This is a genomic window from Bradyrhizobium sp. WD16, from assembly GCF_024181725.1.
In the GTDB taxonomy this organism is placed as follows: domain Bacteria; phylum Pseudomonadota; class Alphaproteobacteria; order Rhizobiales; family Xanthobacteraceae; genus Bradyrhizobium_A.
Genome location: NZ_CP028908.1, coordinates 1,991,373 through 2,014,040 on the forward strand (window position 1 = coordinate 1,991,373; position 22,668 = coordinate 2,014,040).

Sequence of the window (22,668 nt, forward strand, 5' to 3'; positions counted from 1 at the left end):
TTCCGCATCATGCCCTAATCGGCCCCGGCCGCGGTGGCGCCGCGGCTGCGCGGGTCCGGCGCGCCGAGCCAGCCGCGAGGGCTGCGGCCGATCGAATTGGCCGAGGTCTGGCCGAGCGGTTCGACCACCACATGACCCTTGGCGCGCAGGCCGTCGAGCACCTCGGCGGCAAAGCCGTGCTCGACCCTCACTTCGTCAGGCAGCCATTGCTGATGCAGCCGCGGCAGGGCCACGGCCCGCGCGGCATCGAGGTCATAGTCGAGCACGTCGACGACCACCTGCAGCACCGCGGAGATGATGCGGCTGCCGCCGGGCGAGCCGGTCACCAGCACCACCTTGCCGTCCTTGAGCACGATGGTCGGCGTCATCGACGACAGCGGACGCTTGCCGGGGCCGGGGAGGTTGGCCTCGAAGCCGACGAGACCATAGGCATTTGACGCGCCGGGGGCGGCAGTGAAGTCGTCGAGTTCGTTGTTGAGCAGCACGCCGGTGCCCTCGGCGATCAGACCGACACCGTAACTGAAATTAAGCGTCGTGGTATTGCTCACAGCGGTGCCGTCGCGATCGACCACCGAGAAATGGGTGGTGTTGCTGCCCTCGCGCGGCGCCGGTGCGACATTCGCCACCTCGGCCGCGCTGGCGGCACGGTCAGGAGAGATGGCGGCACGCAGCTTCGCCGCGTAATCCTTGGACAGCAGCCGCTGCACCGGCGCATCGGCGAAGGACGGATCGCCGAGATAGCGGGCGCGATCGGCATAGGCGCGCTTCATCGCCTCGATCAGGAGATGGAGCGAGGCGACCGAGCCCTGGGGCTCGGCGGCCAGTCGCGTGCCCTCGAGAATGTTCAAAGTTTCGATCAAGACCATGCCGCCCGAGGACGGCAGCGGCATGGAGAGGATCTCGGCGCCGCGATAGCTGCCGCGCACCGGCTCGCGTATCACGGGGCGATAGCCGGCGAGGTCCTCAGCGCTCACGATGCCGCCGGCGTCACGGACCGCCGCGACGAGCTTGTCGGCGACGGCGCCGCGATAGAAGCCCTCGGGCCCCTTTTGGGCGATGATTTCGAGCGTTGCCGCAAGATCGGTCTGCACCAGGCGGTCGCCTTCACGCAGGGACGTGCCGTCCGGCCGTGCCAGAATCTTCGCGGTCGAAGGCCATTTGCTCAGCCGGCGATGCCACTGTGGCAAGGTGTCGGCGAGATCATCGCTGACGACGAAGCCGTCGCGCGCCAGCGCGATCGCCGGCGCAACGATGTCGGCGAGGGTGAAACGGCCGGAACCATAGTCGCGCAGGGCCAGTGCAAGGCCGGCGACTGTGCCTGGCACGCCGATGCCAAGGGCGGAATCGCGCGAGCGCGCCGGATCAGGTTTGCCGTCTGCGCCGAGAAAGATGTCCTTCGTCGTCGCCGCCGGCGCGGTCTCGCGATAGTCGATGGCGACATCCGGGCCGCCGGCCCGGTGGATGACCATGAAGCCGCCGCCGCCGATATTGCCGGCGCGCGGATAGGTCACCGCCAGCGCGAAGCCGGTGGCGACCGCGGCATCCACCGCGTTGCCGCCGTGCGCCAGGACAGCAGCGCCGACTTCGGCGGCCATCTTCTCCTGCGCCACCACCATCCCGCCGGCGGCGACGACGGTGCGGGACGGGGTCGCCGGCAGCGCGATGCGGGCGTCCTGGGCGCGCACCGCCAGCGGCGATGCGATGAACATCACCAGCACCAACGCAAGGGCGCAGGCCGTCCGGGCAGTTAACAAGACATTGGGGCGCATTATCGCTGTTCCCGACACAATGCAGTCACGGATTAGCGGCACGGAGAGGTGCCGCTTGATATGAAGATCCTCAGCGCATGCTATGACTTGGCGAACCAAAGTTCGACGATTCGGACGGCTGACGCATCGTCGGCCATGTCGCTGCCCTCCTTCAATACCATTCCTCACGCCCGTGCCGAATCACTTGATCTCACCTCGTCGCCATCGCCGGAGCGTCCGTCATGACTGACGCCGTCGCCGCCGCCAACCCAGTCATCGTCGACAGCTATCCACCGCGCGCGGCCCGGATCGGCTGGATTCTGTTCGACTGGGCGGCGCAGCCCTATTTCAGCCTGATCACGACCTTCGTCTTCGCGCCCTATTTCGCCACCCACGTCGCACCGGACCCGGCGACCGGGCAGTCGCTGTGGGGCTTCGCCACGGCCGCGGCCGGGCTTGCGATTGCCGTGCTGTCGCCGGTCCTTGGGGCGATCGCCGATGCCGCGGGTCGGCGCAAGCCGTGGATCGCGGCCTTCGGCGTCTTGCTGGTGGTGGGCGCGAGCCTGATGTGGATCGGCCGGCCGGGAGATCCATCGGTGATTGCGCCGCTGCTGCTCGCCTTCGCCGTCGCCACCATCGGGGTCGAATTCGCCACCGTGTTCAACAATGCGATGATGCCCACCCTCGTGCCGCCGGAGCGGATCGGACGGCTGTCGGGCACCGGCTGGGCGGTGGGCTATGTCGGCGGCATCCTCAGTCTCGTGCTGGTGCTCGGCTTTCTCGCCGGAAGTCCGGAGACCGGGCGCACGCTGTTCGGCCTGTCGCCGCTGTTCGGTCTCGATCCGGTCAGCCACGAAGGCGACCGCATCACCGGCCCGCTCACCGCGGTGTGGTTCGTAATCTTCGTGATGCCGATGTTCCTGTTCACGCCGGACCATGCGGCGAAGCTGCCGGTCGGCCGCGCGGTGCGCCAGGGCCTGCGCGAATTGCGCGATACCCTGGCGACGCTGCCGCGCAACCGCGTGATGGCGACTTTCCTGATCGCCAACATGGTCTACACCGACGCGCTGGTGGCGCTGTTCGCGTTCGGCGGCATCTACGCCGCCGGCACCTTCGGCTGGCATACCATCCAGATCGGTGTATTCGGCATCCTGCTCGCATGCTCAGGCACGCTCGGTGCATGGTCGGGCGGCAAGCTCGATGACTGGCTGGGGCCGAAGCGGGTGATCGCCGGCAGCATGACCGTGCTGCTCGTCTCAATCATGTTGATCCTGACGATCGATCGCGACCGCTTGTTCGTGGTCATTCCGGTGACGCCGCCGCAGCCCGGCGGCGGCCTGTTCGCGGCGCCGGCCGAGAAGGCCTATCTGGCGCTCGGCCTGCTGATCGGCCTAGCGGCCGGCCCGCTGCAGGCGGCCTCGCGCACGCTCCTGATCCGTCTCGCGCCGCGTGCGCGCATTACCCAGTATTTCGGCCTGTTCGCGCTGTCGGGAAAGGTCACGTCGTTCATGGCGCCGCTCGCCGTCAGTCTCGTCACCGGCATCACCATGAGCCAGAAGGCGGGCATGGCGGTGCTGATAGCGTTCTTTCTCGCCGGGCTGTTGCTGCTGCTGCGGGTGAAGGAGCGGGCGTGACGCCAGCGCGGCCCTTCGTCATGGCCGGGCTTATCCTGCCGTCTACGTCTTGTCTGTAGAACGGTCGCTAAGTCGTGAATGCCCGGCAGCGTAGACAAGTTTACGCAGTCTGCGCAAAGCAGACTGCTATGGCCGGGCACGGCGATTGAATGAGCGGCTGATCCAGTTTGCGAGGTCGGTCGGGCCGACGGGATGGGAGACAGCCCGTCACGCATATCCCGCATCAATGCCGGAAGTGGCGAGTCCCGGTGAATACCATGGCGATGCCGTGCTCGTCGGCGGCCTTGATCACCAGGTCGTCGCGGATCGAGCCGCCAGGCTGGATCACCGCGGTGGCGCCGGCCTCGATTGCTGCCAGCAGGCCGTCGGCGAAGGGGAAGAAGGCGTCGGAGGCCACCACCGAGCCCTTGGTCAGCGGCGTCGCCAGCTTCAATTCGGCGGCGGCATCCTGGGCCTTGCGCGCCGCGATCCGCGCCGAATCGACCCGGCTCATCTGTCCCGCGCCGATGCCGACGGTGGCGAGATCCTTGGCGTAGATGATCGTGTTGGACTTCACATGCTTGGCGACGCGGAAGGCGAAGCGCAGGTCGCGCAGTTCCGCCTCGGTCGGCGCCCGCTTGGTCACCGTGGTCAGCGTCATGTCGTCGACCACTGCATTGTCACGGCTCTGCACCAGAAGGCCGCCGGCGACGGTCTTGGCGGTCAGGCCGCTGGCGCGCGGGTCGGGCAGGCCGCCGGCGAGCAGCAGCCGCAGGGCCTTCTTGGCCGCGACGATGGCGATCGCCTCCTCGGTGGCGTCGGGCGCGATGATCACCTCGGTGAAGATCTCGGTGATGGCGCGGGCGGCGTCGGCGTCCAGGGTGCGGTTGAGCGCGACGATGCCGCCATAGGCCGAGGTCGAATCGCAGGCCAGCGCCTGGCGATAGGCGCTGACGAGATCGGGACCCTCGGCGACGCCGCAGGGATTGGCGTGCTTGACGATGACGCAGGCGGCGGTGCGCCTGGGATCGAACTCGCCGACGCATTCATAGGCGGCGTCGGTGTCGTTGATGTTGTTGTAGGAGAGCTGCTTGCCCTGCACCTGCCGCGCCGAGGCGACACCGGGGCGACGGTCCGGCAGCGCATAGAACGCCGCCTTCTGATGCGGGTTCTCGCCATAGCGCAGCGCCTCGATCAGGCGTCCGCCGAAGCTGCGGAAATCCGGCGCGTCGATGGCGAGGCGGGCGTTGAACCAGTTGGAGATCGCAGCATCGTAGGCGGCGGTCCGGGCATAGGCCTTGGCCGCGAGACGGCGACGAAGGCCGCGCGTGGTGGCGCCGTCATGGGCAGTGAGTTCATCGAGCACCGCCTGGTAGTCGGCGGGCTCGACCACCACGGCGACATCCTCATGGTTCTTGGCGGCGGCGCGGATCATGGCCGGTCCGCCGATATCGATATTCTCGATGCAGTCCTCTTCGCCGGCGCCTTTGTCGACGGTGGCCTCGAACGGGTAGAGGTTGACCACCAGAAGGTCGATCGGAACGATGCCATGGGCGGCCATCGACTTGGCGTGCTCGGCGTTGTCGCGGATGGCGAGCAGGCCGCCATGGACCTTGGGATGCAGGGTCTTGACCCGTCCGTCCATCATCTCGGGAAAGCCGGTGAGGTCGGCGACGTCGAGCACCTTGAGCCCGGCTTCGGCGATGGCCCTGGCGGTGCCGCCGGTGGAGACCAACTCGACGCCGCGGCCGGCCAGGGCCCGGGCGAATTCGATCAGGCCCGACTTGTCGGAAACGGAAATGAGGGCGCGGGTCACGCGGCGCGGATGATCGGTCATGGCGATGGGTCCAGGGGGATGATGTTGCCCGCCGCCTAGCACGAATTGGCCGGCCGAGAAACCGCCGGACCGGACTTTCCGGCACGAAACGAAAGAATTGACCGATAATGCACCTTCGTGCCGCGCCTCCTCACAGGCCGGCTGATGCAAGGTCGCAAGCGGGGCGTGGAACCGGCAGCCGCGCCGTCGTCCTGAAGCGCCCGCGCAGCAACCCAACTCAGAGCGGTAGTTCCGGCTCCTTGCGGATGTTGCGCCGCGCCGCGGTGGCGGAGGCCGAACTCGTCGAGCGCACGAAGGTCCAGCGGACGCTGGCCGCGTGCCGCGCGTTCTGGTGGATCACGATCTGGACGGTGCGGCGCGGCCCGTCGGTGCCGGCGAGGAAAACGCTTTCCTCGAGTTCCACCCGGTCGTCCAGCGCCTCGAAGGTCCACACGTCGCGGTTGGGAAGAACCAGCATGACGCCGCGGGCATCGCTCAGGCGGCTCGCCTTGACCGATGGGTGCAGATGAAAGCGCAGGGCGAAATCGTCCGACCCGGAACGGATGCGATGGCCGGGCGGGCTCGTCAGCGTATCTTCGCCGTCGAGCCGGCTGCCGTCGTCGGCCATGACCAGCACCCGGCGGTGCACCAGCCCGAACTGCGACAGATAGCCGTCATGGGAGGCCGTGAGCATGACGCCGTTGCTCACCGTCTCGCGATAGGCCTCGACCGTGGTCGGTCCGCGGCTGATCGGCGAGCCGTGCAGCATCCGCTTCATCGCCGCGAACTCGACGAACTGGCAGGACGAGGTTTCGTGATAGGTCAGGGTCGAATGCGCCGCGGTGCTGCGGGCGAAACTTCGCCAGTTGTCGCGACCGGTTGGCGGCATGCCGCAATTGGTGACGATCCGCGCCGTGCCCGACGACAGTTCGAAGGACAGGCAGCCGGCATGGGCGTCGAGGCTGACGCTGGCCAGCGGCGGCGGGCCGGCGTCCATGATCAGCGTCATCGATGCGGCGTCGAGACGCTGGAAGCCGCTATGCGGCATGCTCGCCATCGGCGTGCCGTGGGTATCGTCATAGGCGAGCAGCGTCGCCACCAGGTCGCCCGACGTCACGCTCATGCCGTTGAACAGCGCGAAACTGCCGTCGCCGTGGCGGAAGAAGCGCAGCATCGGCATCATGCGGTCGATGGCGTTGAGCAGGGTGGAGGGCGGCGCGATGTTGCGGGCCGCGAAGGTCTGGCGCAACGGCAACAGATCGAGCAGCAGCTCGATCATGGCGCCGGGGTTGCGCGAGATGTGGCCGCCGTCGGGGAGGATCTGGCGCAGCAGTTCGTCCGACAGCCGCCGCGTCGCGCCGCGAATATGGCGGCCCTGATTGGCAAGACACAGCGCCGCATAGCACAGCGCGATCTGCACCTGAAGCCGCGGCACGCCGTCGACGATGTCGATCATCGTGTAGCGCAGGTAGCGGATCTCGCGAGTCAGCCCGCGCAGGTAACGGCGATAGAATTTGCTGTCGGTGTCCGACAGCACGAGAGGCGCCTGGGACAGCAGCGAAATCACGCGCCTTGCAAGCACGTCGGCGCGCCAGGCCACGTCGCTGCTGTAGCGGCCATTGGTGAGCCAGTCCTCGATCAGCGAGCGGGCATTGGCCCGGGTCAGCGCCGAATCCGCGGCCCGCAGGTGGCGCAGCCAGCCGAATCCGAGCAGCGCGGCCGCCCAATCCTCCGAGGGCGGCGCGATCTCGAAGATCGATCGGCCGTGACAGGTGACGATCTTGCCGGCGAAGACGAAGCGCCCGGCATAGATCTCGGCCGCGCGGGTGGCGTCGGTGGTGCGCAGGTCCTGCGGGGCGATGATCAGGCGGTCGGCCCGCGAGGGAACGAGTCGCGACAGCGCCACCGATCCTTCGCCGAGGCGTGCCGCGGTCTTGCGCGCGAAGCGCCCCAGCAGCAGCGTCGAAATCTGTCCTCGTTGAGCGGCCGACACGCGCACCTTTGCCGGGGTGAGAATCGATGCGAATCCTTTTAGTCTGGAAACGCGCTGAGCACACCATGGGACGAATCAGGCGGGCCGAATCAGTCTGGCCGGGCCAGACAGCCGGGGACCTTACGTCATCTCTTGGCTTGCCGGGCTCTTGACCAGCCGGGCGGCGTAGAAGCCGTCGATCCCGGCCAGCCGCGGGTCGGCATGGGGCAGGTGGCAGGGCAGGGTGCGAATCTCGCCCAGCGCGGTCAGCAGCTCGGCGCGGCCGCCGACCTCGCTCGGCTCGACCGGCGAGCGGCTCATCCCTGATTCGCCCGCCAGCAGCGCGGCGATCGCCTGTTCGCCCTCCTCAGGTTCGAGCGAGCAGGTGCAATAGACCAAGGTGCCGCCGGGCTTGAGCAGGGTGACGGCCTTCTGCAACAGGCGCCGTTGCAAGCCGACCAATGCCGCGATATCGGCCTCCTGCTTGAGCCAGGCGACATCGGGGTGGCGGCGCAGGGTTCCGGTGGCGGTGCATGGCGCGTCCACCAGGACGCCGTCGAACGGGCCGCCCTGCCACTCGACCGCGTCCGCCACCACGGCATCCGCCGTGAGCGACAGGCGGGAAAGATTGTCGCGCAGCCGCGCCACCCGCGCGGGTGACCGGTCGACGGCGGTGACGAGGGCTCCTGCATGAGCGAGCTGGGCGGTCTTGCCGCCCGGGGCGGCGCAGAGATCGGCAATCGTCCTGCCTTTGACGTCGCCGAACAGTTTTGCCGGGAGCGCGGCGCCGGCATCCTGCACCCACCACTGGCCCTCGGTGAAGCCGGGCAGCAGAGTGATCGGTCCCTGCAGCAGCGTCCGCACCGTGCCGGTGGGCAGCAATTCGCCATGGAGGCGGCTGGCCCAGGCTGCAGCATCGCCTTTCACCGTCAGGTCGAGTGGAGGTTCATGGCTGAGTGCGCGCGCCATGGCGCGCGCAGTATCCTCGCCGTAATGGGCGATCCATCGCGTCATCAGCCAGGCCGGAACGTCGAGCGACTGGGATTCGACCTCGGCGATCAACGGACGTGCTTCACGGGCGCAGCGGCGCAGCACCGCATTGACGAGACCGGCGTAACGCGCCGCGCGACGGTCGGCCTGGACAAGTCGGACCGAGAGATCGACCGCGGCATGATCGGGGACATCCATCCACAGGATCTGCGCGGCGCCGATCATCAACGCGCTCTGGGCGCGCGGCGCGTCGCTCGGCAGGCCCTTGTCAAGAAGCTGGGAGAGGACATGGCGCAGCGTGCCGAGGCGGCGCAGCACGGTGGCCACGAGGCGCCGCATCAGGGCGCGGTCGCGATCCGACAGCGTCCTCAGTGCGGGATGGGCCGCGGCGCCGTCGAGCTGGTCGTCGAGCATGCGCCGCTTGTGCAGCACGCCGTCAAGAATATCCGCCGCGATCCGGCGCGTGGCGAGGCCTGGAACCTCGGAAGGCGGAACGAATCGCGAAGGGCTCATGCGTCAGGAAACGTTGCTGTGGGGGGAAAAGATATCACGACGGTTCGTCGCGGCGGGATGATCACCCTGGCATGCGAATATGCCAAATGTAAGAAGTGCCATCGTTATATCACGGAGTTGCCACCACGATTCCGCGTCGTCATCGCTGCCGCGAGGCGCTATGATGGCGTTCTGCTTGTGTCCTGTCTGCGAATGACCGCTTCATTTGCCGCACGGTCGGACGGTCATTCGCACCGCAAAGGGCATAGGCAATTGCGAGACGCTGCACGAGTGGAGAAGTCATGACGATCGACGCCGCGCCGGACGACAAAGCCGAGCCGCAGACCGAAGCTCCGGCGAGGCCGCTGCCGCCGGCGGCGCAGCGCGCTCTGGCCGAAGCCGCCGAACGGCGCGCGAAGACCGAGCGCGAGGCGCAGGCGCGGCCGAAGGAAATGCAGGGCCCGTCCGGTCCGGAACCGACTCGTTACGGCGACTGGGAGCGCAAGGGCATCGCCTCGGACTTCTGACTTTTCTCGGAGTTCTGGCTTTCCAAGATCGGGCGAATCAATCGAGCGCGGTGCGCATCGGACGCTCCCGCGGCTCTGTTTTGCCTCAAATACCCCACCGACCCTCACAATCGTTCTCGTTTTGTGCTAGATTCGCAACGGTCCAGCGCGCCGAGCTCTTCTCCCATGTGGCTGCATCCTCGCCTGAATTCGCCCTGGCGCCATCGCTTCGCGGCGGCCTTGCCGTGGGTCTTCGTGATCGGAATCGCTGTCGGCACCATGTTGCCGTTGCGCCGGCTTCTCCATCTGCCGCCGGCCTGGCCGGACCGCGCCCAGGAGGTGTTGTGGCAGGGCGGCCACGACGCGCGGTATCAGGTGGATGTGTTGCGCACCGTCGACGGCGATACTTTCGTCGCCCGCGTCCGCCTGCCGGACCGCAGCGTCGTCACGCGGGTGCGGCTGCGCGGCATCGATGCGCCCGAGCTCAAGGCCCAATGTGCGCGCGAGCTACGCATGGCGGAAGCGGCGACGCGGTCGCTGCGCGCGCTGCTCGATCAGGGCGGCGTCACGATCTTCAATATCGGCCCTGACAAATATGCCGGCCGGGTGGTGGCCGATGCGGCAACGACCAGCACCGCCAACATCTCCGCCGCGTTGCTCGCCGCTGGTCAGGTCCGCGGTTATGACGGCGGCCACCGCAGCGGCTGGTGCGGTGGTGCCTGGAGCTTCGGGCGCTGACGCCCGGCCAGCGACATCGGCCGCACTAGTGTCCTGTCTCCGAATTACCGCTTCATTTGCCTCACCCTCGCACGGTAATTCGGTGACATACGGACACTAGCAAAATCAAAAGCTAGTGCGGCTTATGTCTCGCAATTGCCTACAGGGGCTTGCCGCGAAGGGCATAGGCAATTGCGAGACGCCACACTAGTGTGCGGTCACCACCACGGGGGCGCCGACCGAGACGCGCTCGAACAGGTCGGTGATGTCCTCATTGTACATCCGGATGCAGCCATAGGAGACATAGCCGCCGATCGATGACCGCATGCTCCGGCTGGTGCCGTGGATGGCGTAGTGGCCGCCGCCCGACAGCGTCATTGCGGCAACCCCCATGGGATTGGCGGGCGAGCCGCCGGGAATGACGTCGGGAAGCGAGGGCTTGTCGTGCTTCACATCGGCCGGCGGGGACCAGGCCGGATAACGATATTTGCCGTCGATCCGGGCGGTGCCGGCCCACTGCTTGCCGGCCTTGCCGACGCCGACCGGATAGCGCATCGCGCGGCCCTCGCCGAGCACCAGATAGAGTTTGCGCTGATCGGTCCGTATCACAATGGTGCCGGGCTCATAGCTTTGGGAAAAGGCGACCAGATCGGAGTGCGCCTGCGCCGGGCTGAAGGCCATCAGGGTGCCGGCCGCCGCCAGCATCGCGAGGACTTTCGCGGACATTGTCGTCTCCAGTTTCCGTCATCCGGGCGTTCGGCCTGCCGGCCGCCGCGGCCATCAATGATTCGCAATCATCGGCGGTATCGGTAACCAAAGCCCCCCTGCCGTAACGGCCAGAAATAAAATTCGCGTGGCAAAGTAAATGACGTGAAAACAACACCTGCCGGCAAAGCGCCGGGCGAGGGGATTTGGCGTTGATCTGACGCGCGTCCGACGAATTCGCTGCAATGCTGTACGAGCGTCAGATCCTCCGCACTTTGATTTTGCTAGTGTCCCGATGTCTCCGAATGACCGTGCGAGGGTGAGGCAAACGAAGCGGTAATTCGGAGACAGGACACTAGGTTTTTGTTTTGGTGCGTTTTCTTCGCGCGAACCGGTATCCACTTCGCGGGAAAACGTTCTGGCACACCAAAACGCCGAGGTGGTTCTCGGGCCGGCGGGCGCGCCCTTCAGTCCCGCTTGTTCTGGCGGTGCTGCACCAGGTCGTCGACCACGGTGGGATCGGCCAGGGTCGAGGTGTCGCCGAGCGCGCCGAACTCGTCCTCGGCGATCTTGCGCAGGATGCGGCGCATGATCTTGCCGGAACGGGTCTTGGGCAGGCCGGGCGCGAATTGGATGAGGTCGGGCGAGGCGATCGGACCGATGTCCTTGCGCACCCAGGCCACGAGCTCCTTGCGCAGGTCTTCCGTCGGCTCTACGCCCGTCATCAGGGTGACGTAGGCATAGATGCCCTGGCCCTTGATGTCGTGCGGATAGCCGACCACCGCCGCCTCCGAGACGAGGGCATGCGCGACCAGCGAGCTTTCCACCTCGGCGGTGCCCATGCGGTGCCCGGAGACATTGATGACGTCATCGACCCGCCCGGTAATCCAGTAATAGCCGTCCTCGTCGCGGCGGCAGCCGTCGCCGGTGAAGTACTTGTTCGGATAGGCCGAGAAATAGGTCTGCATGAAGCGTTCGTGGTCGCCGAACACGGTACGCATCTGTCCCGGCCAGGACCGCGCGATGCAGAGATTGCCCTGGGTCGCTCCCGCCAGCACCTGGCCGTCGGCGTCGACGATTTCCGGCACGACGCCGAAGAACGGCTGCGTTGCCGAGCCCGGCTTGAGGGCGGTGGCGCCGGGCAGCGGCGTGATCAGGATGCCGCCGGTTTCGGTCTGCCACCAGGTATCGACGATCGGGCAGCGACTCTCGCCGACGACGCGGTAGTACCATTCCCAGGCTTCCGGATTGATCGGCTCGCCGACCGAGCCGAGCAGGCGCAACGACGCGCGCGAGGTCTTCTTCACCGGGCCGTCGCCGGATTGCATCAGGGCGCGGATCGCGGTCGGCGCCGTGTAGAAGATGTTGACCTTGTGCTTGTCGATGACGTTCCAGAACCGCGAATTGTCCGGATAGTTCGGCACCCCTTCGAACATCAGCGTGGTGGCGCCGTTGGCGAGCGGGCCATAGAGAATGTAGCTGTGGCCGGTGACCCAGCCGACGTCCGCGGTGCACCAGTAAATGTCACCCTCGTGGTAGTCGAAGACGTAGTGGTGCGTCATCGAGGCGAAGACGAGGTAGCCGCCGGTGGTGTGGACGACGCCCTTGGGCGCGCCGGTCGAGCCCGAGGTGTAGAGGATGAACAGCGGATCTTCCGCATTTATCTCCTCGCACGGGCAGTCGGCACCGACCTTGGCGGCGGCGTCGTGATAATAGATGTCGCGGCCGGCCTTCATGGGCACGGCGCCGCCGGTGTGGCGCACCACGACGATGCTCTCGACGCCGCCGGCCTTCTCGGCCGCGGCGTCGGCATTGGCCTTCAGCGGCACCTTCTTGCCACCGCGCAGGCCTTCATCGGCGGTGATCAGCACGGTCGAGCTCGCGTCCCTGATGCGGCCGGCGAGCGAATCCGGCGAGAAGCCGCCGAACACCACCGAGTGGATCGCACCGATGCGGGCGCAGGCCAGCATGGCGTACGCCGCCTCGGGGATCATCGGCAGATAGATCGTGACTCGATCGCCCTTCCTGACGCCGTGCGCCTTCAGCACATTGGCGAATTTGCAGACTTCGGCATGGAGCTGCTTGTAGGTGATCTTGCGGTCGTTGGTCGGATCGTCGCCTTCCCAGATGATCGCGACCTGATCGCCGCGCTTGGCCAGATGCCGATCGATACAATTATAGGCAACGTTGAGCGTGCCGTCCTCGTACCACTTGATCGATACGTTGCCGGGCGCGAAGGAGACGTTCTGGACCTTGGTATAGGGCTTGATCCAGTCGATGCGCTTGCCGTGCTCGCCCCAGAACCCGTCGGGATCCTTGATCGACCGCGCGTACATCTCGCGATAGCCGGCATCGTCGATATAGGCGCGTTTCGCCCATTCAGGGGAAACCGGGTAAACCTTCTCTGACATGCGTCCTCCCGTCACCTGTTCGCCGCCATCGAGGGCAGTGCGAGTTTCATTGATTATGCGCTGCCGTGTACGGCGATCTCAAGTCGAAAGGAATAGGACTTTTGTCGGCGCCGCCGCGGCGCCTTCCGCCCGATCCTGCCAGGCCGGAACAAAGGGGGAAGCCCTGGCATTCCTGATCCGACCCGTCCGTCCGCTCCAGTTTTTCAACGATCGCGGCATTGGGCGGAGAGCTGCGTCATGGATCTGCACGGGCCGTCGTCACCGTCTCCTGCGTCCTCGCGCAGGTGCTCCCGGCAGGCGGCGGGAGATCGCGGCAATGGCAGTACGCCGGCGCCGCCGGGCGGTCCGTCGGTCGATCGCCTCGCCCGCAAGCTGGGACTGAAAATCGGCGATCCGGCGGCGCTCACCGTGCTCCGCGTGAACTTGTTGACCTCCATCGCAAGACGCGAGCAGTTGCTGGCGAAGGTAGTGGCCGCTGCGGTGGGATGAGGCGCAGCTCCCTTATGTCTGCGAATGACCGTTCGGGCGTGCGGCAGATGGAGCCGTTATTCGGAGACGAGGACATCAGTGGATCGCCGCAGACCTAATCTCCCACCGCCTCCACACCACGCAGCCCCCACACCACCGTGTGCTTGATCTCGGAGTCCTCGAGCTCTCGCGTCACCGGAACGCGATAGTGGGCGAACTCCGTTAGCCGCGCCTTGGGCAGATAGCTGCGACCGGGATCACCGATCAGCACGAGGGCGCCGGCTGCCTGCATCCGCTCCAGAAAGGCCAGCGCCCGCGCGGCGGTTCCGTGCTCGTAGAAGATGTCGCCGGCCAGCACAGTTTGCGCCATCGGCGCTTCGTCGCCGGCAAGCAGATCCGCGGCGGTGGTCGCGACCGCCACGTTGTTGGCGGCGGCGTTGAGCGCGATGGCGGCGCCGGCGAAGGCGTCGACGTCGGCGGCGAGCACGCGCCTTGCGCCGGCTTTCATCGCGGCGATTGCGACGAGGCCCGAACCCGAGGCGAGATCGATGACATTCCTGCCGGCGACACAGTCCGGATGATCGAGCACATAGCGTGCGAGCGCCTGGCCGCCGGCCCAGGCGAAGGCCCAGAACGGCGGCGGCAGTCCGGCCTGGCCGAGTTCTTCTTCGGTCTTCGACCATAGCGGCACCGCCTCGTCGGCGACATGCAGCGAAATTTCCGGCACAAGCGGAACCGGGCGCAGCCGCGTATTGGCGATGATGAACGAGGTCGGATCCGTGATCAGGTTGTTCACAAGCCGCCGAGCTTGCAGACGTGTTTCCACTGGCTGGCAGTGACCGATTGCACCGATAGGCGCGACAGCTTGACGAGCTCCATGTCGGCAAGCGCCTTGTCGGCTTTGATCGCCGTCAGCGGAACAGGCTTCGGCAGCTTGCTGTCCGCCTTGATGTCGACGCAGACGAATTTGCCGCTCTCGTCGGTCGGATCGGCGTAATGCTCGCGGATGATCTCGACGATGCCGACGATCTCCTTGCCCTCGTTGGAATGATAGTAGAACGCCTTGTCGCCCTTCTTCATCTTCATCAGGTTGAGCTTGGCCGTGTGGTTGCGCACGCCGGTCCAGGCTTCGCCCTTGGCGCCTTTGGCCGCCTGCTGGTCCCAGGACCATACGCTCGGCTCCGATTTCACCAGCCAATAGGCCATTTCTCACTCCTATCCTTCCGCCTTGAACGGCCGCGCCAGCAGGGTCTGGATGGCGCCATCGACGTCGATGCGGCCCTCGAGAATCGCCGCCACTGCGGCGGTGATCGGCATGTCGATGCCGCGCGCGCGGGCGATGTCGAGCAGTACCTGCGCGGTGAAGGCACCCTCGGCGAGCTTGCCGTGCGACGCGGTGGCGGCGCTCTCGCCCTGGCCCAGCGCCACGCCGAAGGAGAAATTGCGCGACTGCGGGCTCGAGCAGGTCAGGATCAGATCGCCGAGCCCCGACAGGCCCGACAGCGTTTCGATCTGGGCGCCGCAGGCGCGGCCGAAGCGCAGCAGTTCGGCGAAACCGCGGGTCGTCAGCGCCGCCAGCGCCGAGGCGCCGAGACTGCGGCCGGCAACGATGCCGGCGGCGATCGCCAGCACATTCTTGGCGGCGCCGCCGATCTCGACGCCGCGCACATCGGTGGTGTGATAGGGCCGGAAGGTCGGCGAGCCCAACGCCTGGCACAGCGCCGCCGCCACCTCCTCGCGCGCCGCGGCGAGCGTCACCGCGGTCGGCAGGCCGCGGGCGACGTCGTCGGCGAAGCTCGGCCCCGACAGGATCGCCGGGATGGTCCGCGGTGCCTCCTCGGCGATCACCTCCGTCATGAAGCGATGGCTGCCGCGTTCGATCCCCTTGGCGCAGGCGACCACCACGGTGCCGTCGCCGAGGACGTCGGCGAGCGGCTGCAGCGCGGTGCGCAAGGCTTGTGCCGGCACAGCCAGCAGCACGACCCCGGCGCCGGCTGCGTCGCTGGCGTCGGCGCTGATGCGGATCGCGGCATCGAGCGTGACGCCGGGCAGGCGTGGTGACTGGCGGCTCGCCGCGATGTGGCGCGCGTCGCGGGCGAGCAGCATAACGGCGCGGCCGGCGCGCGCGGTGGCATTGGCGAGCGCCGTGCCCCAGGCGCCGGCGCCGACCACAGCTACGGAGGCGAACGAGGAAGCGGATGGAGGCACCGTCATTTCAGTGCTGGGCCTTGGTATTGGCGAATTGCGCCGGCACCACCGCGTCGGCGTCGAGCCGCCAGCGGGCCCGCGGTGCCGAATCGAGGCCGTCGACGAGGCCGAGCGCCAGCCGCTCCGCGCCGGTCCATGCGATCATCGCGCCGTTGTCGGTGCATAGCGCCGGCGGCGGCACGATCAGCGGCGTGCCCGCGCGCGATGCCACCCCTTGCAGGGCGGCGCGGATCGCCTGATTGGCGGCGACCCCGCCCGCCGCGACCAGCGCCCGCGGCTTCCCGAAGCGCTCGGCGAACAGCGTGAGCCCGACATCGAGCCGGTCGGCGATCGATTCGGTCACCGCCGCCTGGAAGCTGGCGCAGAGATCGAGGGTGTCCTGGGCGCCGAGCGGCGCGAGGCGGTCGGCCTCGTTGCGAACCGCCGTCTTCAGTCCGGACAGCGAGAAGTTGGCATCCTTGCGGCCCATCATCGGCCGCGGCAGCGCAAAGCGGGTCGGGTCCCCCGACGCCGCCAGGCTCTCGACCTGCGGCCCGCCAGGATAGGGCAGGCCGAGCATCTTCGCCACCTTGTCGAAAGCCTCGCCGACCGCATCGTCGACCGTGGTGCCGAGCCGGACATAATTGCCGACACCGAGCACGGCGACGATCTGGGTGTGACCGCCCGAGGCGAGGAACAGGCAATAGGGGAAGTCGAGCGGGCCGAGCAGCCGCGGTGTCAGCGCATGGGCCTCGAGATGGTTGACCGCGATCAGCGGCGTGTCATGGACCAGCGCGATCGCCTTGGCGGTGGTCAGGCCGACGATGACCCCGCCGATCAGCCCCGGGCCGGCGGCGGCGGCGATGCCGTCGAGCTTGTCAAAGCTCATGGCGGCATCCTTCATCGCGGTCGCGATGATGCCGTCGAGCAGTTCGACATGGGCGCGGGCGGCGATTTCCGGCACCACGCCGCCATAGGGGGCGTGCTCGGCGATCTGGGAGCGCACCACATTGGACAGGATCCTGCCGGTTCCGTCCGGCGCACGTTCCACCACTGCGGCGGCGGTCTCGTCGCAGGTGGTCTCGATTCCCAGCACCGTCAGCGTGGTCGCCGTCGTCAATTTCAGCCCTTGTTCCAACTTTGCCCGTCTCGGCTCTTGCCTTTGCGTCCGATCCGGCGTTCCCCTTCGCCGGGCCGCGGCGTTCCCAGCTGGGTCCGACGGTCGGGCGGGGGCCCGGTCGGGACCGGGTTGCCTCAAAACACCGTGTTTGATCAAAACGATAGAAGGTCCCCGGCAATTCTGCCAGAACCGGCGCAAGGCCAGCGCTGTATCATGACCGCGGCCTCGGCGACAGTAGGGAACACAACAGTGCAGCTGATGAGGGAGAGGTCGTGAGCGCAGCCGGCCAGGACACCGTGGTCACGATCGGAACGCGCGGCAGCCCGCTGGCGCTCGCCCAGGCGCACGAGGTGCGCGGCCGGCTGGCGCGCGCGCATGGGCTCGACGAGGACCGCATCGCCATTCGCATCATCCGCACCTCCGGCGACGCGATTCAGGACCGGCCCCTGCTCGAGGCGGGCGGCAAGGGACTGTTCACCAAGGAAATCGAAGAAGCGCTGCTTGCCGGCACCATCGATCTCGCGGTCCATTCCTCCAAGGACGTGCCGACCTTCCTGCCCGATGCATTGTGGCTGTCCGTCTTCCTGACGCGCGAGGACCCCCGCGACGTCTTCATCAGCCCGAAGGCCGCCTCGCTGCAGGACCTGCCCGCCGGCAGCATCGTCGGTACCGCTTCGCTGCGCCGTCAGGCCATGGTGCTGAGGCTGCGTCCGGACCTCAAGGTTGCGTCCATCCGGGGCAATGTCGAGACGCGGCTGCGCAAGCTCGCTGCCGGCGAGGCTGATGCCACGCTGCTGGCGCTCGCCGGGCTCAACCGTCTCGGCATGGCCGACAAGGCGACGTGCATCCTGTCGGTCGACGAATTCCTCCCCGCCGTCGGCCAGGGCGCCATCGCGATCGAATCGCGCCGCGATGACGATCGCACCAATGCCCTGGTGGCGGCGATCGGCGATGCCGACGCCGAAACTGCGCTCGCCGCCGAGCGCAGTTTCCTTGCGCTGCTCGATGGCTCCTGCCGCACCCCGATCGGCGGCCATTGCCAGGTGAGGGGCGATCGCATCGCGTTTCGCGGGCTGATTATCTCCCCCGATGGTCGCGAATCTTACGAGACCGCGCGCGAAGGTGCGCGCGGCGATGCGGTCCAGCTCGGCGCCGATGCCGCGCGCGAACTGCGCGACCGCGCCGGGGAAAAATTTTTCACCTTGTTCGGCGGGGCTTGACCATGGCTGTCCTTGTCACGCGGCCGGCCCCTGACCACGAGGCGACTGCGGCGGCCCTGCGCGACAAAGGCATCGATGCCGTCCTGGCGCCGTTGATGCGCTGCGAGACAGTGGCGTTTGCCGATGACGGCGCCGACTATGCCGGCGTCATCGTCACCAGCGCCAATGCGCTACGCGCCATCGAGGATCATCCGATCAGGCAGCGGCTGCTCGCGCTGCCGCTGTTCACGGTCGGCGAGCATTCCGCCGCGGCGGCGAAGGCTGCCGGCTTTGACAAAGTGGTGATCGCGAAATCGAAGTCGGCGCGCAATGCGGCGGCGCTCGCCGAACTCGTGGCGCGCCATTCCAAGGGCGCGCCGCCGCCATTCCCGCTGCTCTATCTCGCCGGCGCCGAGGTTACCCGCGACATCGGCGCCGATCTCGCGGCGCGCGGCTTCTCGGTCGTAACCCGCACGGTCTACCGCATGGCACCGCTCGCGCATCTGCCGAAGCTGGCACTCGATGCGTTTGCCGCAGGACGCATCGCGGCGGTGATGCATTATTCTCGGCGCAGCGCCCGGGCGTTTCTCACGGCTGCGCGCATCGAAGGGGTCGAGATCTCGGCCTTGGCGCTGCCGCATTGTTGTCTTTCCGATGCGGTCGCCGAGGTACTGCGTGACGCCGGTGCCGCCCGGGTGGTGGTGGCGCGCAATGCCGACGAGGCGGCAATGATCGAAGCGGTGATGCGGGCGCTGCCGGCGCCGGCGTGCTAAAAGCTCACGCCGAAACCGAACCTTAAGCCTCCGCGACGCACCTCTCCGCGCATGATGATATTTCGGAAAAACCGGGTCACCTGCCGAAGTGGGATGCAAGTCTTGCCATTGCCTACAGGCGGCGGCAGTGGGAGTAGGCAATTGCGAGACGCCGCACTACACTGCGCCTGATCGGCAAGCTTCAGCGAACGTCACGGATCATGCGCAAGCAGAACGCAACAGGAGCACGAGCGAATGGCCGATGACGATACGCCGGGTGGTGGCGATGCGGCGGAGAGCGGCGCCGGAGAGCCGTCCCGTCGTCCGCGCACGCCGCCCACCATCGAGCTGAAGCCGTCACGGGTGGAAACCTCGGCACCGGAATCGACCGCAGAGGCCGGGTTCGAGGCGGCCGGCGAAGGATCTGTCGAAACGCCGGTCATTGGCGCTCAGGAGGTGCCCGGCCGGCGCCTGTCGCCGCTCCTGATCGCCGTTGCTGCATTGTCCGGCGCGGGGGCAGCCCTGCTGGTCGGCATTTTTGCGTGGTGGTCCGGCCTGATCGCCGGCAATTCGCTGCGTGCCTCCACCGTCGCCACCATCGAAACCATGGCTGCGCGCATTGCGCGGCTCGAGGAAGCGCCTTCGGTGCGGACCGATCCGGCCCTTGCCGAGCGCATCGAGGCACTCGAAAAGGCGGTGCTGCCGCTGCGCGACGGCGTCGCCGCGGTGCGCGGCCAGACCGAGCGTCTCGCCCAGACCGTCAACGATATCAAGGCCGCGCCCGCGGCCGCCGTGCCCTCGCCCGCTGCACCGACGCCAGACCTGTCGCCGCTCGAGTCCCGCGTCAGTCAGCTCGAGCAGTCGCTTGCCACCGTGAACGTGCAACTGACGCAGCTCAAGACGGCGCAGGACGAGACCTCGCACCGGACGGCGGAGACGCTGAAATCGGGACCCGCGGCGGATCAAGCGCTGCGACGCGCCGTCGTCGCCGCCGCCCTCGATTCGTCGGTGCGCAATGGCGAGCCCTATGTCGCCCGTCTGCGAGAGCTGAAGGCGATGAGCGGCGACGCCAATGAACTGGCGCCGCTCGAGGTCTTCGCCGCCCACAGCGTGCCCACCGCCGCGGAGTTGTGCGGCGAGCTGCTGGTGCTGCTCCGTCCGGCTACGACGGCGTCGAGCCCCGTTGCGCCGCCGCCGAGCGGCGGTCTGATCGAACGGCTGAAAGCGAGCGCTCTGCGTCTCGTCAGCATCCGGCGTAGCGACGAAGCGGCTCCCCAGTCGGACAATCCTGCGCTGGCGCGGGTCATCGCCGCTGCGCGCGCCAATGATCTCGATACGGCCCGACGCGAGATCGTCGCCTTGCCCGCAGCCGAGCGCAACCGTCTCAAGCCGTCGCTGCCGGCTTGGCTCGACAAGGTCGCTGCGCGTGAGGTCGCGCTCACCGCCGCACGCGAAGCCTCGGCGCAGGCGCTTTCCGCCCTTTCCAAATCCGCGCCGTAAGGCTCATCCATGATCCGTCTCATTCTCTTCCTCGTCGCCGTCGCCATCATCGCCCTCGGCGCCGCCTGGGTCGCCGATCAGGGCGGCAACGTGGTGCTGAACTGGAGCGGCTGGCGCATTGAGACGAGCGTGCCTGTCTTCGTGCTGGCGCTGGTGGTAACGCTGATCGTGGCGCTGCTGGTGTGGTCGCTCGTCACGGTGCTGCTCCGCGCGCCGGCGCGTTGGCGCCGTTGGCATCACGAGCGTCGTCAGGCCCGTGCCCGCCATGCCATCACCCATGGCCTTCTGGCCATCGGCACCGGCGATTCGGTCGCTGCGCGGCGCCATGCGGCGATCGCCCGGCGCGATGCCCATCAGGATCCGTTGACATTGCTGCTGCATGCCCAGGCGGCGCAGCTCGACGGCGACCGCGCCGGCGCCCGCCGCGCCTTTCAGGCCATGGCGCAGCGCGAGGACACCCGCCTGCTAGGCCTCCGCGGGTTGTTCGTCGAGGCCCAGCGCGCCGACGACGCCGCTGCGGCGCTCGCCATCGCCGAGGAGGCGCTGAAGATCGCGCCGGCCTCGCCCTGGGCGTGCCATGCGGTGCTCGGCTTCCGCTGCGCATCGGGCGACTGGGATGGCGCCCTCACCCTCGTCGCCGCGCAATTCACCTCCGGCCGCATCGATCGGGTGCAATATCACCGCGAGAAAGGCGTGCTGCTCACGGCGCGCGCCCTTGAATCGGAGACGGCCGATCGCGACCGCGCCCGCGAGTTCGCCTATGAGGCGGTCAAGCTTGCGCCCACGCTGGTGCCTGCTGCGGTGCTGGCCGCCCGCTTTCTGTCCGAAGCGCATCAGATCCGCCGGGCCATGCGCGTGATCGAGACGGCCTGGCTGGCGCAGCCGCATCCCGATCTCGCCGATGCCTATGCCCATGTCAGGCTCGGCGATTCGGCGCGTCAGCGCCTGACCCGGGTTGAGACGCTCGCCGCCAGGACCCCCGGTCAAATCGAGGGGGCGCTGGCGGTGGCGCGTGCCGCCATCGACGCCGGCGAATTCGGCCGCGCTCGCGCGGCGCTGGCGCCGTTCATCGGCGCGCCGACCCAGCGCGTCGCGATGCTGATGGCCGAGATCGAGCGCGCCGAGAACGGCGATACCGGCCGCGCCCGGGCCTGGACCCTGCGCGCGGTGCGCGCCGCGCTTGATCCGGCATGGACCGCCGATGGCTATGTCTCCGATCGCTGGCGGCCGGTCTCGCCGGTGAGCGGGCGGATCGACGCCTTCCAGTGGCAGACCCCGGTCGCCGCCCTCCCCTCCGACGCAGCCCTGCACCTCGACGCCGTTGCGGCGGACGAGGCTGCCCCGGGTCGTCTCGCGCCGCCGCCGCCGGAAATCCTCGCGCCCGCGGCGGCGCCGGAGGCGGAACCCGCGCCGGCAGCGGCGCCCGCCGATCCCGTCCCGGAGCCGGTCGAGGCTTCCCCGGCGACCGGGGAGCCTGCGGCGGCGGCAGAGCCGGAGAGCACCGAACAGACCCCCGCCGATACGCCGGCGGCCTCCGCCGGCGCGGTACCGGTCACGGAGACGGCCCCGCCGGTGTTCCGCCCGCGGGGCGACATCAAGCCGGAGGCCAGGCCCGCGGTGCCGCCGATCATCCCCCTGGTGCGCCCGCCGGACGATCCCGGGGTCGATGAGGCCGGCCGGAACGACGGCTACGATCCGCTGTATCCGCCTCAGGAGCAGCGCGGCGGCTGGCGCGGTTTCCTCGCCCGCTGGGGCGCCTGAGCCGTCCTGCGGCCGGGCGCCTTTCCTTCCTTGCCAATCGGGGCCTTCGGCTTTATCAGGAGCCGCGCCAGAGCGCATAGGTTCGCCGCAATAGCTCAGCTGGTAGAGCACATCATTCGTAATGATGGGGTCGGGGGTTCGAATCCCTCTTGCGGCACCACTCTTCCAATGTCCGGCCCGGACTCATCGGTAACAGACCGTGCCCAAGACATGGGTGAGGGCCTCGTGCCGGATCTGTCCACCGAATCCTTCCTTTGCTGCCGATCAAGAAATGCCGGACTGTCGCCGCCGCGACAGCCCGCCACCGTGCTACTCTTGTTTGTTCTGATCCTCGCGGCTTGTCGATGCGTTGCTGGCCCGCGGCTTCGAGAACCTTACCGTGCTCGATCTCTCGGCGGGGGCTCTGACCAGCGCGCGCCAGCGGCTCGGCCCGCGCGCCGCCCTTGTCAACTGGATCGCCGCCGAGGTCACCGCCTGGCTGCCGCAAGCGAGCTACGACATCTGGCACGACCGCGCCGCCTTTCATTTTCTCACCGCGCCAGAGGACCAGGCGGTCTACATGGAGCGGCTGCGGAGCGCCCTTAAGCCAGGCGGCCATGCCATTATTGGCACCTTCGCGCTCGACGGACCGGAGAAGTGCAGCGTCTCGCTCACTGGCGGACCACCGCAAAAGTCCAAATCGAGATGACGCGGGACAATGCGGTATCTCTG

18 protein-coding genes, 1 tRNA gene and 1 pseudogene are annotated in these 22,668 nt (G+C 67.9%); 10 read left to right on the top strand and 10 right to left on the bottom strand.

The genetic code is table 11. The features are described from left to right. Window positions 1-14 precede the first annotated feature (14 nt). The gene (gene ggt / locus DB459_RS09220) at window positions 15-1,709 is read right to left on the bottom strand and encodes a gamma-glutamyltransferase (RefSeq protein WP_371926970.1); all 1,695 of its coding nucleotides are present in this window, start codon (window positions 1,707-1,709) and stop codon (window positions 15-17) included. A 281-nt stretch (window positions 1,710-1,990) separates the two neighbouring features. Between ggt and DB459_RS09225 the strand changes: the two genes are divergently transcribed. After that, entirely contained in the window at window positions 1,991-3,382 is a 1,392-nt protein-coding gene (locus DB459_RS09225; RefSeq protein WP_253712563.1) for an MFS transporter, read from the top strand. A 223-nt stretch (window positions 3,383-3,605) separates the two neighbouring features. On the opposite strand, the gene purH is transcribed toward DB459_RS09225, so the two are convergent. From purH to DB459_RS09240, 3 genes are all read right to left on the bottom strand, one after another. After that, window positions 3,606-5,198 carry a bifunctional phosphoribosylaminoimidazolecarboxamide formyltransferase/IMP cyclohydrolase gene (gene purH, locus DB459_RS09230; RefSeq protein ID WP_253712564.1) on the bottom strand — a complete coding sequence of 531 codons (1,593 nt, stop codon included), beginning with the start codon at window positions 5,196-5,198 and terminating at the stop codon, window positions 3,606-3,608. A 217-nt stretch (window positions 5,199-5,415) separates the two neighbouring features. Next, on the bottom strand, window positions 5,416-7,170 hold the full coding sequence (locus DB459_RS09235) for a heparinase II/III family protein (RefSeq protein WP_253712565.1): 1,755 nt from the start codon (window positions 7,168-7,170) through the stop codon (window positions 5,416-5,418). Window positions 7,171-7,290: 120 nt separating this feature from the next. Beyond that, window positions 7,291-8,652 carry an RsmB/NOP family class I SAM-dependent RNA methyltransferase gene (locus tag DB459_RS09240; RefSeq protein WP_253712566.1) on the bottom strand — a complete coding sequence of 454 codons (1,362 nt, stop codon included), beginning with the start codon at window positions 8,650-8,652 and terminating at the stop codon, window positions 7,291-7,293. A 281-nt stretch (window positions 8,653-8,933) separates the two neighbouring features. On the opposite strand from DB459_RS09240, the gene DB459_RS09245 reads away from it, so the two are divergent. Beyond that, window positions 8,934-9,158 carry a DUF1674 domain-containing protein gene (locus tag DB459_RS09245; RefSeq protein WP_253712567.1) on the top strand — a complete coding sequence of 75 codons (225 nt, stop codon included), beginning with the start codon at window positions 8,934-8,936 and terminating at the stop codon, window positions 9,156-9,158. Window positions 9,159-9,323: 165 nt separating this feature from the next. Beyond that, on the top strand, window positions 9,324-9,875 hold the full coding sequence (locus DB459_RS09250; RefSeq protein ID WP_253712568.1) for a thermonuclease family protein: 552 nt from the start codon (window positions 9,324-9,326) through the stop codon (window positions 9,873-9,875). 186 nt (window positions 9,876-10,061) lie between these two features. Here the strand turns inward: DB459_RS09250 and DB459_RS09255 are convergent, their stop codons facing one another. Both DB459_RS09255 and acs read right to left on the bottom strand, forming a co-directional pair. Then, window positions 10,062-10,580: a L,D-transpeptidase gene (locus DB459_RS09255; protein WP_253712569.1), complete on the bottom strand. Its 519-nt coding sequence runs from the start codon at window positions 10,578-10,580 to the stop codon at window positions 10,062-10,064. Window positions 10,581-11,026: 446 nt separating this feature from the next. Further along, window positions 11,027-12,970 carry an acetate--CoA ligase gene (acs, locus tag DB459_RS09260; protein ID WP_253712570.1) on the bottom strand — a complete coding sequence of 648 codons (1,944 nt, stop codon included), beginning with the start codon at window positions 12,968-12,970 and terminating at the stop codon, window positions 11,027-11,029. 237 nt (window positions 12,971-13,207) lie between these two features. On the opposite strand from acs, the gene DB459_RS09265 reads away from it, so the two are divergent. Then, on the top strand, window positions 13,208-13,459 hold the full coding sequence (locus DB459_RS09265; RefSeq protein ID WP_253712571.1) for a hypothetical protein: 252 nt from the start codon (window positions 13,208-13,210) through the stop codon (window positions 13,457-13,459). Between the two features lie 94 nt (window positions 13,460-13,553). Here DB459_RS09265 and DB459_RS09270 read toward each other — a convergent pair whose 3' ends face one another. Genes DB459_RS09270 through tsaD form a run of 4 tightly spaced genes read right to left on the bottom strand, consistent with a single transcriptional unit; the run spans window position 13,554 to window position 16,721 of the window. Further along, window positions 13,554-14,234, bottom strand: a complete 681-nt coding sequence (locus DB459_RS09270) for a methyltransferase (RefSeq protein ID WP_253712572.1) — start codon at window positions 14,232-14,234, stop codon at window positions 13,554-13,556. Next, window positions 14,231-14,644 carry an EVE domain-containing protein gene (locus DB459_RS09275; RefSeq protein WP_253712573.1) on the bottom strand — a complete coding sequence of 138 codons (414 nt, stop codon included), beginning with the start codon at window positions 14,642-14,644 and terminating at the stop codon, window positions 14,231-14,233. The genes DB459_RS09270 and DB459_RS09275 overlap by 4 nt, the downstream gene beginning before the upstream one ends. Window positions 14,645-14,653: 9 nt before the next feature. Beyond that, window positions 14,654-15,652, bottom strand: coding sequence for an NAD(P)H-dependent glycerol-3-phosphate dehydrogenase (locus DB459_RS09280; RefSeq protein ID WP_371926900.1), 999 nt, complete (start codon window positions 15,650-15,652; stop codon window positions 14,654-14,656). A gap of 1 nt (window position 15,653) precedes the next feature. Then, window positions 15,654-16,721: a tRNA (adenosine(37)-N6)-threonylcarbamoyltransferase complex transferase subunit TsaD gene (gene tsaD, locus DB459_RS09285; RefSeq protein WP_253713491.1), complete on the bottom strand. Its 1,068-nt coding sequence runs from the start codon at window positions 16,719-16,721 to the stop codon at window positions 15,654-15,656. Window positions 16,722-17,017: 296 nt separating this feature from the next. Here tsaD and hemC point away from each other — a divergent pair, with 296 nt between their 5' ends. The 6 genes and pseudogenes from hemC to DB459_RS09315 form a co-directional block, all read left to right on the top strand. Then, window positions 17,018-17,965 (top strand): hydroxymethylbilane synthase, encoded by a 948-nt coding sequence (gene hemC / locus DB459_RS09290; RefSeq protein ID WP_253712575.1) that lies wholly within the window; start codon window positions 17,018-17,020, stop codon window positions 17,963-17,965. 2 nt (window positions 17,966-17,967) lie between these two features. After that, window positions 17,968-18,717: a uroporphyrinogen-III synthase gene (locus DB459_RS09295; protein ID WP_253712576.1), complete on the top strand. Its 750-nt coding sequence runs from the start codon at window positions 17,968-17,970 to the stop codon at window positions 18,715-18,717. A gap of 234 nt (window positions 18,718-18,951) precedes the next feature. Then, window positions 18,952-20,196: a COG4223 family protein gene (locus DB459_RS09300; RefSeq protein ID WP_253712577.1), complete on the top strand. Its 1,245-nt coding sequence runs from the start codon at window positions 18,952-18,954 to the stop codon at window positions 20,194-20,196. Window positions 20,197-20,205: 9 nt separating this feature from the next. Then, window positions 20,206-21,957 carry a heme biosynthesis protein HemY gene (locus tag DB459_RS09305; protein WP_253712578.1) on the top strand — a complete coding sequence of 584 codons (1,752 nt, stop codon included), beginning with the start codon at window positions 20,206-20,208 and terminating at the stop codon, window positions 21,955-21,957. A gap of 84 nt (window positions 21,958-22,041) precedes the next feature. Further along, a tRNA-Thr gene (locus DB459_RS09310) sits at window positions 22,042-22,117 on the top strand. 168 nt (window positions 22,118-22,285) lie between these two features. After that, window positions 22,286-22,600 (top strand): annotated as a pseudogene (locus tag DB459_RS09315) (trans-aconitate 2-methyltransferase); the annotation flags it as partial. Between the last annotated feature and the right edge of the window lie 68 nt (window positions 22,601-22,668).

Excerpts from the sequence above, each read along its gene's own strand:
- ggt (WP_371926970.1), bottom strand. The coding sequence starts at position 1,709 with ATGTTCATCGCATCGCCGCTGGCGGTGCGCGCCCAGGACGCCCGCATC.
- DB459_RS09225 (WP_253712563.1), top strand. The coding sequence starts at position 1,991 with ATGACTGACGCCGTCGCCGCCGCCAACCCAGTCATCGTCGACAGCTAT.
- purH (WP_253712564.1), bottom strand. The coding sequence starts at position 5,198 with ATGACCGATCATCCGCGCCGCGTGACCCGCGCCCTCATTTCCGTTTCC.
- DB459_RS09240 (WP_253712566.1), bottom strand. The coding sequence starts at position 8,652 with ATGAGCCCTTCGCGATTCGTTCCGCCTTCCGAGGTTCCAGGCCTCGCC.
- DB459_RS09245 (WP_253712567.1), top strand. The coding sequence starts at position 8,934 with ATGACGATCGACGCCGCGCCGGACGACAAAGCCGAGCCGCAGACCGAA.
- DB459_RS09250 (WP_253712568.1), top strand. The coding sequence starts at position 9,324 with ATGTGGCTGCATCCTCGCCTGAATTCGCCCTGGCGCCATCGCTTCGCG.
- DB459_RS09255 (WP_253712569.1), bottom strand. The coding sequence starts at position 10,580 with ATGTCCGCGAAAGTCCTCGCGATGCTGGCGGCGGCCGGCACCCTGATG.
- acs (WP_253712570.1), bottom strand. The coding sequence starts at position 12,970 with ATGTCAGAGAAGGTTTACCCGGTTTCCCCTGAATGGGCGAAACGCGCC.
- DB459_RS09265 (WP_253712571.1), top strand. The coding sequence starts at position 13,208 with ATGGATCTGCACGGGCCGTCGTCACCGTCTCCTGCGTCCTCGCGCAGG.
- DB459_RS09275 (WP_253712573.1), bottom strand. The coding sequence starts at position 14,644 with ATGGCCTATTGGCTGGTGAAATCGGAGCCGAGCGTATGGTCCTGGGAC.
- DB459_RS09280 (WP_371926900.1), bottom strand. The coding sequence starts at position 15,652 with ATGACGGTGCCTCCATCCGCTTCCTCGTTCGCCTCCGTAGCTGTGGTC.
- DB459_RS09295 (WP_253712576.1), top strand. The coding sequence starts at position 17,968 with ATGGCTGTCCTTGTCACGCGGCCGGCCCCTGACCACGAGGCGACTGCG.
- DB459_RS09300 (WP_253712577.1), top strand. The coding sequence starts at position 18,952 with ATGGCCGATGACGATACGCCGGGTGGTGGCGATGCGGCGGAGAGCGGC.
- DB459_RS09305 (WP_253712578.1), top strand. The coding sequence starts at position 20,206 with ATGATCCGTCTCATTCTCTTCCTCGTCGCCGTCGCCATCATCGCCCTC.